The organism is Planctobacterium marinum (genome assembly GCF_036322805.1).
Classification (GTDB): domain Bacteria; phylum Pseudomonadota; class Gammaproteobacteria; order Enterobacterales; family Alteromonadaceae; genus Planctobacterium; species Planctobacterium marinum_A.
On record NZ_AP027272.1, the window covers coordinates 3530980 to 3550669 of the forward strand.

The window sequence follows — 19690 nt, forward strand, 5'->3', positions numbered from 1 at the left end:
GAATACTAATGAAGCTAACATTTTATGGGGTACGCGGCTCAATCCCCACACCTGGACCCGAATACGTTGTTTATGGCGGCAATACAGCCTGCTGCCATGTTGAACTCAACGACGGCACCGATATCATTTTAGACGCAGGCACCGGCATAAAAAAGCTCGGGGAAAAGCTGGCAAAAACTGACAGTGATATCCACTTGCTACTTACACACAATCACTGGGACCACATTCAAGGCTTTCCATTTTTCGTCCCCATTTACATTCCCGGTAGAAAAATCTTTGTCACGCCAGGACTAACCACCCCATACGAGCCAGAAGCCTTTTTGAAACAAATGGGTGGCAGTTATTTCCCGGTCAAATACAGCTCCTTGCAATCTGACATACAACTGATTTCTTATCCCAAAGAGCAAATCAGCTGGAAACTCAATGGCGCTACCATTACCCGTCATTCCATGAACCACCCCGGTAGTGGCAGTTCCTATTTGATTGAAGCCGACGGTGCCAAGATTGCTTACATAACCGATAATGAACTCTATCCCCCATACCAAAAAGAGACGGACTTTCTGGAATGGGTTTCCTTCTCTGAAAAAGCCGATTTAATTATTCACGACGCGCAGTACATGCTTTCAGATATGCCCGCCAAATCTGGCTGGGGTCACTCGGTTGCAGAAGAGGCTGTGAAGTTAGCCATGGCAAGTCGAGCCAAAAGACTGGCACTTTACAGCCATGATCACATCCGCACCGATAAGGACATTGAAAAAATTGAAACTCATTGCAAAGACGTCATTACTGTTGCGCAATCGGAGCTGGAGGTATTTGCCGCCAGAGAAGGTATGTGTATTAATTTTGATAAGGCATGAGACCGTTACGAGCACTTAAAGAACACCGCAGAGCCATTATCGCGGGTTTTGGCTTGGTCTTATTGGTGTCCCTTTTACAATTCTACGTTTCCCGTTTCCCCACTACACCAGTGGCTCTGCAATTTAACCGCATCGACGGCTTTATTTATGACCTGCGCTTAAAGTCAACATTAGATAACCGCACATCAGGCTTTGCAGATATCGTTATTGTTGACCTTGATGGCGAAACGATGGAAGCCATCGGTTGGCCATGGCCCAGAGCAAAACTCGCCGAGCTGGTATACAATCTCGCTGATCTGGGCGCTGTGGTGGTGGTATTTGACGTACTTTTTGCTGACCGGGAGAGAAACCCGGCAAGTGAAGTGAGTCAGGCCCTAGCAGCACAAAATCTCGATAATCAAAATGTGACTTCTTTGGTAGATGTCATGGATGGCGACAAAGCCTTTATGGCCAGTTTTGATGCCACCGATGTGATGTTCAGTTATCTGCTCAACCAGACAGATTTGCGCCGCGGTGTACTGCCAGTTCACGATATATCAACAAATCAAGCCATTGATAGCCGTCTTAGCATTATCAACTACAGTGGATTTGAATCCAGTATCCCCGAATTTCACGATGCCTCGGTGGGTGAGGGATTTATGAACTCCTCTCCTGACTCTGACGGGTTCATACGACGCAGTCCATTGGTCCTGCGCTACGGCGACAGACTCTTGCCGTCGATATCCCTGGAGGCTGCCAGATTGTATGCCTTAGCCGACACCATTGAAGTGGAAACCCAAACCGCTGGAGAATTGGTGAGTGTCGAGGGCATACGCATTGGTAATCAACTCATACCCACTGATGCCGAAGGGCGAGTATTGATACCTTATCGAGGCCCGCAGAAAAGCTTTCCTTATGTATCAGCTATCGATGTTTTGAATAACGATATCGAAAAACCTGAGCTGTTTGACAGTGCCATTGTTTTTATCGGCACTTCTGCTGTAGGTCTTGCGGACCTGCGCTCCACACCAGTGGGTGTGCAGTTTCCCGGCGTAGAAGTACACGCCAATGTATTGGAAGGATTATTAGACCCTACTATCTTGAAATATCGTCCGGATTGGTGGGAAGCGGCTGTTCTGCTATATATACTGATTATTGGATTAAGCTTGGCCATCATCATGCCACTGCTAGGTCCTGGCTGGATGGCGATTACCGGAATTGCGGCAATGTCAGGCACGATTTACGGCAACGTGTGGATGTGGAACGAAGCCAATATCGCTTTGCCTATGGCCGCTTCCATTTTACTATTGCTGCTACTGATGATGTATAACATCGGTACAGGATTTTTCGAAGAAAACAAACGGCGACAGCAAATCAAAGGCATATTTGATCAATATGTCCCCCCCGCTCATATTGATAAAATGTTAGATGAGCCTGAAAGTGTCAGTATGGAGGGGGAAAGAAAAGAGCTTTCCGTACTTTTTTCTGATATCCGCAGTTTTACCACAATTTCAGAAAAGCTCTCAGCTAACGAACTGAAGATGCTACTTAACCGCTATTTTGACCCGATAACCGAAACCATTTTTTACCACCAGGGAACTATCGACAAATACGTTGGCGATATGGTTATGGCCTTTTGGGGAGCGCCATTGGATGACGAAAAACACGCTCAAAACGCAGTAGAAACCGCCTTTGAAATGTTACGCATCACGGAACGATTGCGAGAAGAGTTCAAAGCAGATGGCTTACCCGAAGTCAAAGTTGGCATCGGTATCAATACCGGTGATATGAATGTCGGCGACATGGGTTCAACCTTCAGAAAGGCCTACACGGTATTGGGTGATGCTGTAAATTTAGGCTCTCGACTAGAAGGGCTGACCAAATTTTATGGCGTCGAACTTCTCGTCAGTGAAGCCACCATCAAACAATGTGAAGGTATCGTCTTCAGACGCATCGACAGAGTAAAAGTGAAAGGTAAAAACGAAGCCGTAGCAATTGTTGAGCCTATCGCTCCTGAACGTGCAAGCGAGTCGTTTTTACAAGAAATGCAGCGCTATCACCAGGCTTATGATGATTATCTGGCCCAGTGCTGGGATAAGGCCAGTACACAATTTAAAACACTGGCTGAAATGAATCCGCAAGATATACTCTATACATTGTATATAGAACGCATCGAAACACTCAGAGATCAGTCACTCCCTGATGATTGGGATGGCAGTTACACACACACCTCTAAGTAGGAGCACCTGATGGAAGTCGATAAAACATTACTTGAACTGGTACATGTTGGTATCGAATTGTCTACGGAAACTGACACCACTAAGCTATTGGAAAAGATACTGCTGGCCGCAAAACGACTTTCTAATGCCGACGGCGGAACAATTTACGGTGTAACCGAAGATAAAAAACTCAAATTCGATACCCTGTTCAACGACAGTATGGAAATGTACATGGGAGGCTCATCAGGTAAGCCCATCCCTTTCCCTGCCATTCCCATATTCACGGATGAAGGACAGGTAAACACTTCAGCTTTAGTGGCCCACTCTGCCGCCATCCAGGAAGTGATCAATATCGAGGATGTCTACGCAGTAACGGAATACGACTTGTCCGGCCCACGTAACATGGATAGTAAAACCGGTTACCACACTCAATCCGTGTTGTGTATTCCCATGACCAATCACGAAGGGGATCTAAATGGCGTTTTGCAGTTAATCAATGCCCAAGATGATGACGATAAGGTCATGCCATTTACGCCGGATGTAGAAAAATCAATTCGCGCACTCGCATCTCTGGCCGCAGTTGCCCTGACCAATAGACAGCTCATCGACAGTATGGAAAACCTGTTCCAGTCCTTTACCCGCCTGATCGCACAAGCAATCGATGAAAAATCACCGTACACTGGTGGTCACTGTCGTCGGGTACCAGAATTGACCATGATGATTGCAGACGCAGTCTGTCGTTTTGAAGATGGTCCACTCAAAGATTTTGACATGACAGAGGAAGAAAAAAACGAGCTCAGTATCGCAGGCTGGTTACATGATTGTGGAAAGATAGCAACACCCGAATACGTGATGGATAAATCCAAAAAACTGGAATGCGTGTTTGACCGCATTGAAATGGTAAAAACGCGATTTGAAGTGGCAAAACGCGATATAGAACTGGAACACTTACGTAAAATCGCTGTGGCGAGCGAGCAAGAAAAAGCGCAAATGCAATCTTCTTTGCAACAGGCTTTAAACCAGATCAGTGACGATTATTTATTTGTCGAAAAAGCCAATACTGGTGGTGAGTTTATGACGCCCGACGACCAACAGCGTATTGCGGATATTGGCCAATCCAGATCGGTTATACTCAATGGCGAATCAGTGCCACTGCTCAGTGAAGAAGAGATCTACAACCTACAGGTTGCTCGCGGTACCCTAAACACAGAAGAACGGCAAGTGATTAATCGCCATATGGATATCACCATTTCCATGCTGGAATCTTTGCCTTTTCCCAAACACCTGCAAAAAGTGCCTGAATACGCTGGCGGTCACCATGAAAAAATGGATGGTACTGGCTATCCCAAAGGGCTGACTCGAGATGAAATGTCCATCCCCGCCAGAATGATGGCCATCGCCGACATTTTCGAAGCATTAACGGCTTCTGACAGACCTTACAAGCCCGCCAAGAAGATCAGCGAGTGTCTGAAGATTATGGGCTTTATGTGTAAAGATCAACATATCGATCCCGACCTGTTTGAGATATTCGTGAAGGAAAAAGTTTATCAGCAGTATGCCGATGAGTTTCTGGCAGACGACCAGGTGGATCAAGTTAACTGGGACAACATTCCGGGTTTTGTTTATTAATCAAGAGCAGGCAATGGATAATGACTGATCGGGATGAATTTGCACTGATATTGTCAGGCGGTGGCGCGCGAGCTGCCTACCAAATAGGGGTTTTAAAATCCCTAACCCAATACCTGCCGCGCAATCACAAACTGCCCTTTCCGGTTTTGTGTGGCACTTCCGCCGGAGCCATTAATGCAACGGCCCTGGCTTGTTACGCTTCCTGCTTTCACCTGGGGGTTCGAAAGCTTGAATGGGTGTGGAAGAATTTCAAAACCGAACAAGTTTATGATGCATCGCTATCTGAAGTGGCAGGCTACATCACTCGAAATTATTTGTCCTCATGGCGCTCTGAAAATATCTCGAGAAGCCCGGGAAGCCTATTGAATAATCAGCCTCTTAGAATTCTGATAAAACGCATGATGGACTTTGCGCGTATCGACAGGAACATTATGTCGGGCAATCTCAATGCCATTAATATTTCCGCTTCTTGCTATTCTGAGCGCAATGCCGTTAGTTTCTTTCAGGGAAAAGATCAATTACAAGGCTGGAAGCGTCACCACAGGCAAGGTATTCCCTGTACGCTGGAGATTGATCATCTTTTGGCATCATCTGCCATTCCCATCGTATTTCCCCCGGTGCGCATAGGTGATGACTATTACGGTGATGGTGCCATTCACGAGTCGGCTCCCTTGAGCGCCCCTATTCACTTGGGCGCTCGGAAAATCTTTGTTATCGGTGTGGTAAAAGACAAACCAGATACGCCGCATCCTCACATGCACACACGCCTTAATAGTGCTCAAATCGCAGGTCATTTATTGGATACCATATTCTCGGACGCGCTGGAGTCCGATATCGAGCGCATGAACAGGGTTAATCAAACTCTGAATCTGCTAACACCACAGCAACAAAAACTCACCGACCTCAAGCCTGTCGAGTGCTTTATCATCAATCCCTCAAAAAGTATTCAGAATCTCGCCTGGAAATACTATGACGAGCTCCCTGGTGGTATCAAAGCACTATTGCGTTTGATTGGCGTAAACCGCTCCAGTGAATCCAGTTTATTGAGCTATTTAATGTTTGAAGGTAAGTTTTGCAGTGAACTTATTCAACTAGGCTATCAAGATGGTTTGGCACAACAAGACGCCATCAGAAAGTTTCTGGAGCTATAGAATCCTTCTTATTGCAAGCTAATTCCGCTCCCGTAAAACAGCTTGCAGTTTTATCCCCAAAATCATTCCGGCTAACATCAAAGTTACGGCATTAGCCGCAACAATAGGCCAGTTTTGTATCGCCAAGCCATATAGCAGCCACAACAGTACCCCAGTACAAAAAATCGAGTACATACTTAGCGACAGAGATTGAGTATCGCGCGTTTTTAAGGTTTTGATCGCCTGTGGTAAAAATGAGGCAGTGGTTAACACAGCGGCAATATAGCCAATGAGTTCAATCATTTATTCACCTTATCCATGCTTTATTGATACAACGACGAAACAGCGACCAGATTCCACTAATGCCCCTCCAGTAAAATACGCTCCGCTCGCTCAACGCGCCTTGGCTTGCCGGAAATCACCAATACATCATTTACCGCCAAAACCGTATCAGGATCCGGTTCAGCGATTTCTTCATTACCTCTTCGCAGTCCTTTAATGGAAACCCTCATGGTATCGATATTAACATCACCGAGCTTTTTACCCACGGCGTGAGCATCGGCGGTCAACACCACTGCGTGCATGAACTCCAACTTGTCCTGTTTACCGTAAGTCATTTCAGTGGTTTCTCCAGGGAAAAAGCCATGCATGTGACGATAGTGTTCTTTTCGCTCTTTTCTTACCCGTTTTAAAATGCGCGACATGGGCACACCGCATAAATGCAATACCTGAGAAACCAGCATCAAGCTGCCCTCAAGTATTTCTGGTACTACTTGAGATGCTCCTGACATATACAGCTCTTCAAGGTGATAATCTTTGCGCGTACGCACCACAATAGGCAAATCGGGATTGAGGGCCACAACCGATTCGATAACGGCCTTCGCTTTGGTATGCTCATCAAAGGTCAAAATGGCCAATTTTGCTTTGTCGATACCTACCGTACGCAGAATATCTTTGTTTTGTACATCGCCAAAAAACACCGTTTCACCCGCGGCACAGCTTTCCTGCACACGCACGGGGTCGGCATCCACAGCCACATAATTTATCGCCTCAATGCGCAATAAACGACTCACAGACTGCCCTACTCGCCCAAACCCGAAAATAATCACGTGGTCTTGAAGTTTCTCTTGCGAGGCAACAGGTTGCTCCGGCAAGGTCATTTTGCGTCGCGTTATTTTGGTTACCAGGCGCGGACTGTTGGTGACCAACCAAGGTGTCACTGCCATACTCAAAATACCGATACTCATAAAAATGGAGGCTTCGGTAGAAGTAAAAATATCGTGATTACTGGCTAACGCGACAATAACAAAACTGAATTCACCCATTTGCGAAAGCTTGATCCCCGCAGCCCAGGCATCATCTCCCGGCGCTTTAAATAACCAGGCGGCTAATCGGATTAGCAATACTTTCAATACCATAAGGACCACCAATCCCGACAATATCCAATGAATACTGGACACAAAGGTACTAAGCTCTAACTGCATTCCAATGGTAATAAAAAACAAACCCATGAAAATATCACGAAATGGTCTGATATCGGCTTCAAGTTGGTGCTTGTATTGGCTCTCTCCTAACATCATCCCCGCCAGAAACGCCCCCAGAGCCATCGACAAACCAAATGAGTGGGTCAAACCGGCGGCCAATAGCGCCACTAAAATCGTGGTAAGTACAAATAATTCATCGGTACGGGTTTTAGCCACTTCATTAAAGAGTCTGGGCAAGCCCCATTTGCCCACCGATAACAAGATAATAAATACCAGTGAGCCTTTAAACACTGCCAAAGAAATGGCCACTGCCAGACTTTGCTCGCCGTCAGCGGCAAATAATGGGATAACAATTAACAGGGGAACAACGGCCAGATCCTGGAACAATAAAATACTAACGGACATCTGAGCACGGGTGGTATTTAAGATCCCCAGCTCACTGGATTGTTTTATCACTATGGCAGTTGAAGACAGTGCTGCCATGCCACCGATAACAAACGCCGGAATCGGGCCAAAACCAAATAACAGTGCCAACCCCATAAAAACCAGAGTAGTGACAACCATCTGTCCCAAACCGACGCCAAATACCAAATGACGCATAGCTACCATTTTGGGCAATGAAAACTCTAAACCTAAGGAAAACAGCAGAAAGACGATGCCCAGCTCAGCAAAGAAATGCATTTGCTCAGGATCTTCATAAATCTGCATTAAGTCAGGTCCAGCCACAATACCACAGGCGAGATAAGCAAGTATGGGCGGCAAGTTCACCCGCTTAAACAACCAAACGGCAAAAACTGCCACCATCATCAATAACAAAATGTCAGTAAAGCTGCCTTCCATTAACCTTCCGCTCGTTTTTTATTCCTGGCACACCGTTTGCTATATTCGATGCAGATACAGATAAAAGTTGGTTTCGCCAATTTTCTGGCAGGAGTAAGACTTGGAAAATTTAACCCCGTTCTACGATAACACAATAACTGATGGCTTTTTCAATATAAACACTCAGCAAGAGTTTATGAGTGATAGAGAAAAAAATCAGCTAATGCATACACTTACAACCAGCCTTGACTTGAACGAGTTAGGGGACATCGTATTTGCTGAGTTAAAAAACCGTCTTAATGCCCTATCTTTTAAGGTCTCCAGTCCATTCGGAAACTTTCAGTTTGGTACTACCGACAAACATTTAGTAGTAAAAACTTACGATTTGACGGCCAATCACGATGGCTCGGTGAAAATTGAATACGGTTTCGTCAGAAGTTTGTCGCTAAGAGAAACACAACTGTTAAAAGACCTTAATCATTGTATCAGAAACCCCTTAAACAACGCGTTACAGTTTCTGCAGATTCAAAAGCTGGCATTAAAGGACAGTTTAACTTCCTTAGGCAATCGTCGACAGTTTGACGAAACTATGGAAAAAGCCACCAGCAGAGCCCACAGAAACGGCGAATCTGTCAGTCTGATTGTGATGGATTTAGACAAATTCAAGCAAGTAAATGACAAATTTGGCCACGCTGAGGGTGACAAGGTGTTGATGAGTGTTGCCGGAGCTATTAACCAATCTTTACGCAGTTCTGATCACGCTTTTCGCTTTGGTGGCGATGAATTTTGCTGTATTACTACCGATACAGACAAAGAAGCCAACGAACTGATTGTACAACGTATTCAGGAGGCGGTCGCCGCTGATAGCTTACTACAAAAACACGGTATTAGTGTCAGTTTTGGATTAGCCATGTTGCAACCCGAAGACAGCCAGTCTGGCTTTTTTAACCGCGCTGATGAAGCCTTATATCAAGCTAAACAAGCGGGTCGCAATTGCGCAAAATGGGCCTAATCGTCAGTTTCCCATTTTAATTCAAAAGCGGTTAAATGTTGACTTTCGAATTGTTTTGCTACCCTATCCCCCACCGCCAGGATTTCATCGCGAAATTGCAGTATCGGTGTTTTTTGACGCAGCCAAGGCGCAACTCGCCATTCTTTAAACCATTGATTTATAGGTTTCGAGATTTTGCTATCCCGAGGACGAAAACGCCTGGAGAAGCCACCAAAAGTCACTAACACCTCAGCACCATCAGGAAGATAGACCACATTTTCTAACGTTAAGGAGTCAGGTTGGCGCAATGAAATGACGCCCGCGTCTGCTGGCAACGCTATATTCGACTCCCCTTGTGTATTAATTTTTAACAGCCATTGCCCTTCTGGTATAGCCTGCGATTGTCCGAATAAATAGAGCTCATTGTCATAGCGACAACACTGCCACTGTCCCCATTTAACTACTGGCTGTGCGTCTTCTCTGGCATTCATGCAGTCATCAATAATACGCTTTAGCACGTTTTGCGACGGTTGCCCGGCCTCCTTAAGACTAATCCAGTGTTTCAGTACTTGTTTTTGCCAGGGCAGAGATAAGCGTTTCAGTTCTTTTACATTGAGACAGCCACGGGCAGTGCTCAACCGCTGAAACTTATTAACCACAGATTCCCGTAGCAGGCCATTTTGTTCTTGGATATGAGACATTGAGCGGCTTATGGTTTTTCCCATTTCTGGCCAACGCTGTTTTATCAATGGCAGCACTTGATTACGCAAAAAGTTGCGGTCATAGTCGCTATTATCGTTAGACTCGTCTTCTACCCAGCTTAATCCTTGCTGCCTGGCATACTGTTCAACCTCACCTCGAGTGGCATGCAAAAGAGGACGAAGTAACCTCGTACCATATTGATTAACCGAGTTTTGCGCCATGCCAGATAATCCTTCAGGACCCGCCCCTCGCAATAATTGAATCAGAAAAGTTTCCACCTGGTCATTCTGGTGTTGGCCCAACAGAACTAAGCAATGCTCAGAGGCCACTTCAGCTATTGCTGCATAACGGGCTTCTCTGGCCGCAGCTTCCACGCCTTTACCTTTCGTATCAACTGCCACACATTTTACCGTCAGAGGCACTTGCAAGTGCTCACAAGTCTGAATGCAATGCTGCTGCCATTGTCCGGCATTGGCACTGAGATTATGGTTAACATGAATTGCACTCACCGGGATCTGATTATTCCCGGCAAATTCAGCGGCGAGAACCAACAATACCGTTGAATCCACACCACCGCTATAGGCCACCAGAATCTCACTCACTTCCGTGTTATCAGAATTGAAATAAGCACCAGTGATGGCATCAAAATGACGGGTCAAATGATCAATAGTATTGTTGTCGCCAGGATTCATGGTTTCAGCAGAAAATAAAAAGCCGCATTACTGCGGCTTAGTGTACCTTGAAAAGTAATTTAGCAATAACCGAAAGACATCAGACGCTGATAACGCTCTTCCAATAATGCTTCTTTGGATAAACTAGTTAATTGCGCTAACTGTTGTTTGAGCGTCGCTTTCAGGTTAGCCGCCATCGTATCGTAATCGCGATGGGCGCCACCTTGAGGTTCGTTAATAATGGTATTAATCAGCCCCAACTCTTTAATTTGAGGCGCTGATACTCCCATTGCCTCAGCGGCCAGAGGCGCATTCTCTGCACTCTTCCACAAAATTGAGGCACAGCCCTCTGGTGAAATTACCGAGTAAGTACTGAACTGCAGCATATTGACTCTGTCGCCTACACCGATGGCCAATGCGCCACCAGAACCGCCCTCACCAATAACAGTACAGATGATTGGTGTTTTAAGATCCGCCATCACTTTCAGGTTTTTAGCAATGGCCTCACTTTGACCGCGCTCTTCCGCACCAACCCCCGGATAGGCTCCAGGAGTATCGATAAAAGTGATGATAGGCAACTTAAAGCGCTCCGCCATTTCCATTAAACGTAAGGCTTTGCGATATCCTTCTGGTTTTGGCATACCGAAGTTGCGCTTGATTTTTTCATGCGTATCCCGCCCCTTCTGATGACCGATAACCATCACAGGGATACCATCAATCTTGGCCACACCACCGATAATGGCTTTGTCGTCAGCATAAGCACGATCACCACAAAGCTCATCAAAATCAGTAAAGATTCGAGGAATATAATCTAGCGTGTAGGGTCGCATCGGATGGCGAGCCAACTGAGAAACTTGCCAGGCACCTAGACCGGAAAAGATTTTTCGCGTTAACTCAGAGCTTTTCTCTCGTAACCGGTTAATCTCTTCTTCCAGGCTAACATCAAATTCTCCGCCTTGATTAACGGATTTTAGCTCTTCGATTTTAGCCTCAAGTTCAGCAATCGGTTGCTCAAAATCAAGGAAGTGTAAGCTCATTTAAATACCTAATAATAACTACGTGTGTTTGTTGTTGGATGCCAGTCTGTTACTTTAAATGACTTAATGAAAAACCATTTCGACTTTCTCTGCACCCAGCAGATTCTTTACTTCGTATAGTAACTCATCTTGCGGCGATAAGTACCATTCTGCTCCTAAAGATATACAGGCCTGTGCATCTTCATGATTATACTTAAGTTGCACCGGGCAAATCCCCCCCTTAAACGGCGTCATTACCTGTTGCAATTTGGCAATGCCGGCTTCATCGCACCACGGGGCGTCGACTTCCAACATCAGGTGTTTTAGCTGTTTTTCGCGCGCCTGAATAATATCTTGAGCATGACGGACCGTGATTGTATTGCCCCCGGAGAAATCATCAAAGCTGACCTGTCCGGAAAGTACCAAAACTTTATCGGTTTGCAGCATTTCTTCGTATTCTTCAAACATATCGGGGAAGAAACGCGCATCCATTCGAGCACTCTGATCATCAAGGGTTACAATGGCCCAACGCCGGCCCTTTTTATTAACCATAACACGAACCCCAATCACCAGCCCAACCACTTTTGCTACTGAGTCTCGGTCACCGGGTTTAGCATCCACCAAACGGCCTTTACAATAGTGCTGTAACTCTGCCCGATACTGATTGATGGGGTGACCTGTAAGATATAGACCCAAGGTTTCTTTTTCACCATCCAACCATTGTTTTTCCGGCCACTCGGGAACATTAACAAAGGCGTTATTAACCTCTTCTGGTTCACTGGTCAACAAACCGAACATATCAGCTTGTCCATAAGACTCGGCTTTGGCATGCTGTTCAGCGGCTGCCATAGCTTCTGGTAAGGTAGCCATCAACGAGGCGCGATGCGGACCTAACTCGTCCAAAGCTCCCGACAGGATAAGTTTCTCCATCACCCGCTTGTTAATCTTCTTCAGGTCAACCTTGGCGCAAAAATCAAAAATATCAGTAAAGTAGCCTTGTTCTTCTCGCGCCTTAATGATGGCTTCAATAGGGCCTTCACCCACACCTTTTACCGCACCGATACCATAAATAATGGTGCCTTCCTGATTTACCGTAAACTTGTACTTGCCCGAGTTAACATCTGGTGGAGAGATTTTAATGCCCATACGGTTACACTCATCCACCAAGGTCACAATTTTATCGGTGTTATCCATATCGGCCGACATTACTGCTGCCATAAACTCGGAAGGATAATGGGCCTTCAGCCACAGAGTTTGATAGGAAACCAGCGCATAAGCAGCCGAGTGAGATTTGTTAAAACCATAACCTGCGAACTTTTCCACCAGATCGAAGATTTTCATGGCCAGCTCAGGATCAATACCGTTATTCTTGGCACCATCTTCAAATGAGGCCCTTTGCTTGGCCATTTCTTCCGGCTTTTTCTTACCCATGGCTCGACGTAACAAGTCAGCGCCACCAAGGCTATAACCAGACATCTCCTGAGCAATCTGCATTACCTGTTCCTGGTACAGGATAATGCCATAGGTGGGCTCTAATATTTCTTGCAGACACTCGTGTTGATATTGCGCATCAGGGTAGGAGATCTCTTCCCTGCCGTGCTTGCGGTCAATGAAGTTATCTACCATGCCCGATTGTAATGGCCCCGGACGGAATAAAGCCACCAATGCAATGATATCTTCAAAAGTATCAGGCTGAAGACGATTAATGAGGTCTTTCATGCCTCGAGATTCCAGCTGGAATACCGCCGTGGTCTCGGCACGCATCAACATGGCAAAACTTTCTTTGTCATCTAGCGGTATTGCGGAAATGTCCACCTCATCACCCGAGCGCTCTTTCACCATATCCAGCGCCCACTGAATTATGGTTAATGTACGTAACCCGAGAAAGTCAAACTTAACCAGCCCTGCTGTCTCTACATCATTTTTATCGAACTGAGTAACGGGAAATTTGCCCTCTTCATCGCAATATAGCGGAGCAAAATCAGTGATCTTGGTTGGAGAAATTACCACGCCTCCGGCGTGTTTACCGGCATTGCGCACGACCCCTTCCAGGATGCGGCACATATCAATGAGGTCTTTCACTTCCTCATCTTCGTCGTAAGCTTCCTGTAAACGCGGCTCCACGTCAAAAGCTTTGGCAAGCGTCATACCAGGATCACCTGGGATCAATTTCGAGATGCGATCTACAAAGCCATAGGGATGACCTAATACTCGACCGACGTCTCGCACTACTGCTTTAGCAGCCATGGTTCCAAAGGTAATAATTTGCGATACCGCGTCGCGACCGTACATGTCAGCCACGTGGTCGATTACCTCGTCTCGACGGTCCATACAAAAATCAACATCGAAATCCGGCATGGAAACCCGCTCTGGATTTAAGAATCGCTCAAATAGCAAATCGAATTCCAATGGGTCCAGATCAGTAATCTTTAGTGCATAGGCCACCAAAGAACCGGCCCCCGAACCACGTCCCGGCCCCACCGGTATATTGTGATCTTTACTCCACTGAATAAACTCCATCACGATGAGGAAGTAGCCGGGGAAGCCCATCTGATTGATAACTTGTAGTTCTATCTCGAGACGTTCATCGTATTCTGGTCGTTTTTCAACACGGACGTCGGGATTAGGGAAAAGAAACTCCAGGCGTTCTTCCAGGCCCTCTTGCGAGACCTTAACCAGATAATCGGCATCCGAAAGTCCCCCGGTTGGAAACTTAGGCAAGAAATAGGTACCTAATTGCACGGTGACATTACAGCGTTTTGCAATCTCAATGGTATTTTCTATCGCTTCGGGAATATCGCTAAACAGTTCCTGCATTTCCTCCGAAGTGCGCAGGTATTGCTGCTCACTGAAGCGTTTCGGACGACGCGGGTCGTCAAGTGTGTAGCCATCGTGGATACTGACCCGAATATCATGAGCATCAAACTCAGATTCTTTAAGAAAGACAACTTCGTTAGTGGCAACCACTGGCAGCTCTCGCTCTGCAGCAAGCGCCACTGCCGCGTGTAAATAATCTTCTTCGCCGGGCCTGCCAGTGCGTTGTAATTCAATAAAAAAGCTTTCGGGAAAATGCTGTAAATAGAAATCTAATAACTGGTTAATTTGCTTTTGATTATCCTTTTGCAGAGCAAAACCAAGCTCGCCATCTTTGGCTCCAGACAGGACGATAATTCCCTCAGCGTGTTCTGCCAACCAGTGAGCATCAATGACCGCTTTGCCTTGCACAGCCCCTCTCTGATAGGCACGAGAGATTAACAGAGTAATATTTTTATAACCGGCATTGTTGCTGGCTAACAGAGTAGTTCTGAAAATGTCTTCACCGATAAGGGGATTCTGTAGCCAGAAATCACAACCGATAATAGGCTTAATACCGTTACCATGGGCCTGATAATAGTATTTTACCAAGCCACACATATTCATCTGGTCAGTAATTGCCACTGCAGGCATATTGAGCTCTGCAACACGCGAAATGATTTTGGGTACCTTATTCAAACCATCGCACATAGAAAAGTCACTATGTACTCGCAGGTGAACAAAAGCGGCAGAGTTTTCCTGAGTCATTTGATTTCCAAGGTATTATTCGCCAAGCAGGATACGAACCGGTTTAAAACTGCGGCGATGCTCAGTTAATGGCCCGTGTTGCTGCAATTTTTCCAGATGCAGTTTGGTAGGATAGCCTTTGTGCTGCGCAAAACCAAATTCCGGATGGCGGGCATCTAACTCGAGCATTTGTCGGTCCCGAGTCACCTTAGCCAAAATAGAGGCTGCGGATATTTCTGGCACGGTTAAATCCCCTTTCACAATAGCCTCAGCAGGCCAGGACCAGTTCGGTACTTTATTGCCATCCACTTTAACGAAATCTGGCGTAATCGAGAGCGCGGCAACAGCACGTGTCATGGCCAGCATCGTTGCCTGATAAATATTCAGTGTGTCGATTTCTGCGGGTGACGCCTCACCTAGCGCCCAACACAGCGCTTTTTCCTGAATCTCAGGAAACAAGCGATTGCGTTTTGTCTCTGATAATTTTTTCGAGTCAGCCAAACCCTCAATGGGATTTTCCGGATCCAGAATCACCGCGGCAGTCACGACGCTACCCACAAGTGGTCCTCTACCTACTTCATCAACACCTGCAATGCGCATCACGTCCCCTCGATTTTAAGCAATCTGGCAACCGAACTGGCTGCAGTGTCATCGGCATTGCAACGCAGCGTTTGGTGAATGCGGGTAAACTCCGCTTGCAGCTCGGTACAATCAGTGGACATTAATGTGCGAAGCTTGCTGCTGATTAATTCTGGATTAACATCTTTTTGTAGCAGCTCCGGTACCAGCTCTTTGCCCGCTAAAATATTGGGCAGGGCAAAATAAGTCTGCTTATACATAAAGCGCATCATTTGATAAGTCATGCCTTTGAGCTTATAAGCCACCACCATAGGGCGCTTACATAACATGGCTTCTAACGTCGCGGTACCCGACGCCAATAATACGGCATTGGAGGCAATCATCACCTGTTGCGCATGACCAAATACCGTTCGCACTTCAACATTGGGTGCCAAACGCTCCAGGTGAGCATCTATTTCTTCTTTTCTCTGTTTGTTCACCACCGGGATCAGAACCAACAAATCCGGTACATCTTTGGCGAGTAACTCTGCACTTTGCAAAAAAGTTTCAAACAACATTTTTGCCTCACCTGCACGACTCCCCGGCAACATGGCTAACACCTTGCGTTCAGCATCAACATTTAGGTACTCTCTGGCACTTGCGCGATCCACCTGCAAGTGAATTTGGTCGGCGAGCGTATGCCCGACAAACTCACTGGGAATATTGAATTTGTCATAAACTGGTGGTTCAAAAGGGAAGATACAGAATACGTTGTTCGTGGCCCGTGCAATTTTATGCACTCGGCTTTCCCGCCATGCCCAAACGGTAGGACTGACATAATGGATGGTTTTTATGCCCTGCTGCTTGAGCTTCATTTCGAGGGTTAAATTGAAATCCGGCGCATCAACACCAATGAAGACATCGGGAGGATTTTCAGTAAAGTACTGCAATACACTTTTCCGTATATGCAATAATCGACGAATACGCGATAACACCTCTACCAGGCCCATCACCGAAAGCTCTTCCATATCAAATAAAGTCTGACATCCAACAGCCTGCATACGCGGTCCTGCAATGCCTTCGAAAATGGCATTGGGGTATTTTTTACGGAACGCGGAGATAAGTCCCGCAGCCAGGATATCGCCGGAGGTTTCTCCGGCGACGATACCCACTCGAATAGTTTTATTACTCATAGGATTCGCTTGAAACAGCGTTAAATTGGAAATTAGCGAATAAGACCACGCTCGGAGGTCAATAGAAAGTCAACCATCAACTGCACCTCTGCGTGTTCACCAGCCAGTTCGGCAAGTAACTCAATAGCTTCAGTAACTTTGTTACCTTGTCGGTAGATAATACGATAAGCTTGTTTTATCGCTCTAACAGTCTCGGGGCCGAAGCCACGGCGCTTTAAGCCTTCAGAGTTTATGCCATGAGGTTTACCATCGTTACCCAACATCACAAACGGTGGTAAATCTCGCAAAATAATAGCTCCACCGCCAACAAACGCATGAGCGCCGATCTGACAAAACTGATGCAAAGCAGCCATGCCACCCAAAATGGCAAAGTCAGCCACTTTAACATGGCCAGCTAAGGTACAGTTATTAGCGAAAATACATTGATCTCCGATACGCACATCATGTGCAACATGCGCATAAGCCATAAACAGGTTGCCGCTTCCAATAATAGTTTTGCCTTCATCCTGTATGGTGCCACGGTGAACCGTCACACACTCGCGAAATACGTTGTTATCGCCAACGATCAGCTCTGTGGGTTCACCCGCATATTTTTTGTCCTGACAGTCTTCTCCAATGCTGGCAAATTGAAATATGTGGTTGCCTTTACCAATCCTGGAAGGCCCTTTGATAACTACATGTGAATGAATGACACAGTCATCGCCAATGACCACATCAGGTCCAATAACGGTGAATGCACCAATACTGACATTGTTGCCAACGGAAGCAGCTGGATCGATTACGGCGGTGGGATGTATCACGACTTACATCTTCCTCATTGCACACATAAACTCGGCACTACAAGCTTCCTGACCATTGACACTGGCATAGCCTTTAAACTTCCAGATACCACGACGTTCTTTAATAAAATCTACGTCAAAATCCAGTTTATCGCCAGGTGTTACCGGTAGTTTAAAACGCGCTTTGTCAATTCCGGCATAGAGATACAAATCGTCAGTATTGCCCGCACTTTTGAAACCCAAAATTCCAGCTGCCTGAGCCAAGGCTTCCAATATCATCACACCTGGAAAAATAGGCTTGCCAGGGAAGTGCCCCATAAAACAAGGCTCATTAAAGGTGATATTTTTATAGGCTTTGATGCGTTTCCCCACTTCTAGCTCCGTTACTCTATCTACCAGTAACATGGGATAGCGGTGTGGCAATAAGTCCAAAATTTCTTCAATTTCTACACGTTCTATCACGTCAGTCAAACCACTCTTCTCCTAATTCGACTCTCATCATAGAGCAGCTTTTCTATTCTTAGCAACCTGTCTGCTCTATAAGTGGTGTACTTTATTTAAAATGTTTTTCTAGTTGTTTTATTTTTTGTGCCAGGTCGGTGATATTTTTCAAACCAACCATATTCTTTCGCCATTCTTTATTGGTGGTGGCAGGAATACCGGATGAATAGACGCCGGGCTCTTTGATAGACTTTGTTACCATGCTAAAACCGGTGAACGTACAACCATCTACGATATCGATATGACCATTAATACCCACCATGCCTGCGATGACACAGTATTTACCAATGGTAGTGCTCCCTGCGACAACTGAGCAAGCAGCCATAGCCGTATTCTCGCCGATTTCCACGTTGTGGGCAATCTGGCATAGATTATCAATGATAACGCCGTCTTTTAGCACCGTGTCTTCAAGTGCGCCTCTGTCGATTGAGGTATTGGCGCCAATCTCAACCCGATTACCTAAAATAGCTCTGCCTAACTGTGGGATTTTTACCCATTGTCCTGCATCATTGGCATAGCCAAATCCATCGGAGCCTATGACGGCTGAACTCTGCAACAGACAATCTTCACCAATGATGCAATCGTGATAAACACTCACATTTGCCCATAACTTAGTGCCTTTACCAATACGAACACCTCTCCCGATAAAGGATCCGGGGCCAACTTGAACATTGTCACCCAACTCCACATCTGCTTCGATAACGGCATTTGCACCTATCACTACCCCTTGTCCCAATTTGGCACTCGGAGCTATGACTGCGGTACTGTGGATTTCATGTGCAGCCGCAGGTGTGGTATCAAGCATTTGCGCCACCTTGGCAAACCCGAGGTAGGCATTTTTCATCACTAAAGCATTGGTGTTACAAAAACTGACATCCTCTTCACCGATAATAACTGCCGATGCGTTGGTTTCAGACAACTGCGAACGATATTTGGCATTGGCCAAAAAAGATATTTGACCCTGTTTAGCAGAGGCCAGAGTACCAAGAGAGGAGATAACGACTTCGCCATCTCCTCTCAATTCAGCACCGAGTTCTCGTGCTAACTCCGCCAACGTGTAGCTGAGCATCATAGCTTTCTCAAATTAATTAGCAGCAGACTTGTTGATTTCTTCAACAACTTGACGCGAAACGTTGAACTGCTCATCGATATAAGTTACCGCGCCCGCGTTTAAGATTACGTCGTACTCTTCAGCTTGCGCTACTTTATCGATACCTTGTTGAATTAATCCTAAAATGCGGTTGCGCTCTTCATTTTGACGACGCTGGATATTTTGCTGCAACGGCTGTGCTTTCGCAGCGTAGTCTTCGCGTAACTTATTCAGCTCCTGTTCCAGCTCGGTGATTTCCTGCTGGCTCATGGTCGCTGTGTCACGGCGTTGCTTTTCCATCAGGTATTGAAGGTCAGACTCTAATTGTTTGATAGCCTGGATTTCATCCTTGAACTCTTCGTTAATAGTTTGCTGAATCGTCGCAGCCTGTGGCAGGCTTTGAAAAATAGCCTGCACATTGGCAACGCCAATTTTTTGTTGTGCATAGGCACTGGCACTGGTTAATGAAGCGGCTAATGTCATTGCGACGGCTGTTGCTTTTAATGCTTTCACTGAATACTCCTTAAAATTC

General features: G+C 46.0%; 16 protein-coding genes. 5 read left to right on the forward strand and 11 right to left on the reverse strand.

The annotated features are described in order from the left end of the window. Positions 1 to 8 precede the first annotated feature (8 nt). From AABA75_RS15680 to AABA75_RS15695, 4 genes are read left to right on the forward strand one after another with little or no spacing between them, the layout of a single operon-like run. Positions 9 to 857, forward strand: a complete 849-nt coding sequence (locus AABA75_RS15680) for an MBL fold metallo-hydrolase (RefSeq protein WP_338293607.1) — start codon at positions 9 to 11, stop codon at positions 855 to 857. Continuing rightward, a complete protein-coding gene (locus AABA75_RS15685) occupies positions 854 to 3076 on the forward strand; it encodes a CHASE2 domain-containing protein (protein ID WP_338293609.1) in 2223 nt (740 codons plus the stop codon). Before AABA75_RS15680 ends, AABA75_RS15685 begins: the two co-directional genes overlap by 4 nt. Before the next feature lie 9 nt (positions 3077 to 3085). Continuing rightward, positions 3086 to 4684 (forward strand): HD domain-containing phosphohydrolase, encoded by a 1599-nt coding sequence (locus AABA75_RS15690; RefSeq protein WP_338293610.1) that lies wholly within the window; start codon positions 3086 to 3088, stop codon positions 4682 to 4684. 20 nt (positions 4685 to 4704) lie between these two features. Further along, positions 4705 to 5835, forward strand: coding sequence for a patatin-like phospholipase family protein (locus AABA75_RS15695; RefSeq protein ID WP_338293611.1), 1131 nt, complete (start codon positions 4705 to 4707; stop codon positions 5833 to 5835). 18 nt (positions 5836 to 5853) lie between these two features. Here the strand turns inward: AABA75_RS15695 and AABA75_RS15700 are convergent, their stop codons facing one another. Beyond that, positions 5854 to 6117 carry a SemiSWEET transporter gene (locus AABA75_RS15700; protein WP_338293612.1) on the reverse strand — a complete coding sequence of 88 codons (264 nt, stop codon included), beginning with the start codon at positions 6115 to 6117 and terminating at the stop codon, positions 5854 to 5856. A 56-nt stretch (positions 6118 to 6173) separates the two neighbouring features. Then, entirely contained in the window at positions 6174 to 8138 is a 1965-nt protein-coding gene (locus tag AABA75_RS15705; RefSeq protein WP_338293613.1) for a monovalent cation:proton antiporter family protein, read from the reverse strand. Between the two features lie 100 nt (positions 8139 to 8238). On the opposite strand from AABA75_RS15705, the gene AABA75_RS15710 reads away from it, so the two are divergent. Next, positions 8239 to 9129, forward strand: coding sequence for a GGDEF domain-containing protein (locus AABA75_RS15710; protein WP_338293615.1), 891 nt, complete (start codon positions 8239 to 8241; stop codon positions 9127 to 9129). Here the strand turns inward: AABA75_RS15710 and tilS are convergent. The 9 genes from tilS to AABA75_RS15755 form a co-directional block, all read right to left on the reverse strand. Further along, positions 9126 to 10502, reverse strand: a complete 1377-nt coding sequence (gene tilS / locus AABA75_RS15715; protein ID WP_338293617.1) for a tRNA lysidine(34) synthetase TilS — start codon at positions 10500 to 10502, stop codon at positions 9126 to 9128. The two genes, AABA75_RS15710 and tilS, sit on opposite strands and share 4 nt — an antisense overlap. A 59-nt stretch (positions 10503 to 10561) precedes the next feature. After that, entirely contained in the window at positions 10562 to 11518 is a 957-nt protein-coding gene (gene accA, locus AABA75_RS15720; RefSeq protein ID WP_338293618.1) for an acetyl-CoA carboxylase carboxyl transferase subunit alpha, read from the reverse strand. A 63-nt stretch (positions 11519 to 11581) separates the two neighbouring features. Continuing rightward, positions 11582 to 15058 carry a DNA polymerase III subunit alpha gene (gene dnaE, locus AABA75_RS15725; RefSeq protein ID WP_338293620.1) on the reverse strand — a complete coding sequence of 1159 codons (3477 nt, stop codon included), beginning with the start codon at positions 15056 to 15058 and terminating at the stop codon, positions 11582 to 11584. 15 nt (positions 15059 to 15073) lie between these two features. After that, positions 15074 to 15637 carry a ribonuclease HII gene (gene rnhB / locus AABA75_RS15730; protein WP_338293622.1) on the reverse strand — a complete coding sequence of 188 codons (564 nt, stop codon included), beginning with the start codon at positions 15635 to 15637 and terminating at the stop codon, positions 15074 to 15076. After that, a complete protein-coding gene (gene lpxB / locus AABA75_RS15735; protein ID WP_338293623.1) occupies positions 15637 to 16788 on the reverse strand; it encodes a lipid-A-disaccharide synthase in 1152 nt (383 codons plus the stop codon). Before lpxB ends, rnhB begins: the two co-directional genes overlap by 1 nt. A gap of 32 nt (positions 16789 to 16820) precedes the next feature. Continuing rightward, positions 16821 to 17588: an acyl-ACP--UDP-N-acetylglucosamine O-acyltransferase gene (gene lpxA, locus AABA75_RS15740; protein ID WP_338293625.1), complete on the reverse strand. Its 768-nt coding sequence runs from the start codon at positions 17586 to 17588 to the stop codon at positions 16821 to 16823. 3 nt (positions 17589 to 17591) lie between these two features. After that, positions 17592 to 18038, reverse strand: coding sequence for a 3-hydroxyacyl-ACP dehydratase FabZ (fabZ, locus tag AABA75_RS15745; RefSeq protein ID WP_338293628.1), 447 nt, complete (start codon positions 18036 to 18038; stop codon positions 17592 to 17594). Positions 18039 to 18120: 82 nt separating this feature from the next. After that, a complete protein-coding gene (gene lpxD / locus AABA75_RS15750; protein WP_338293630.1) occupies positions 18121 to 19140 on the reverse strand; it encodes a UDP-3-O-(3-hydroxymyristoyl)glucosamine N-acyltransferase in 1020 nt (339 codons plus the stop codon). 12 nt (positions 19141 to 19152) lie between these two features. Further along, entirely contained in the window at positions 19153 to 19671 is a 519-nt protein-coding gene (locus tag AABA75_RS15755; protein ID WP_425325583.1) for an OmpH family outer membrane protein, read from the reverse strand. Positions 19672 to 19690: the final 19 nt, after the last annotated feature.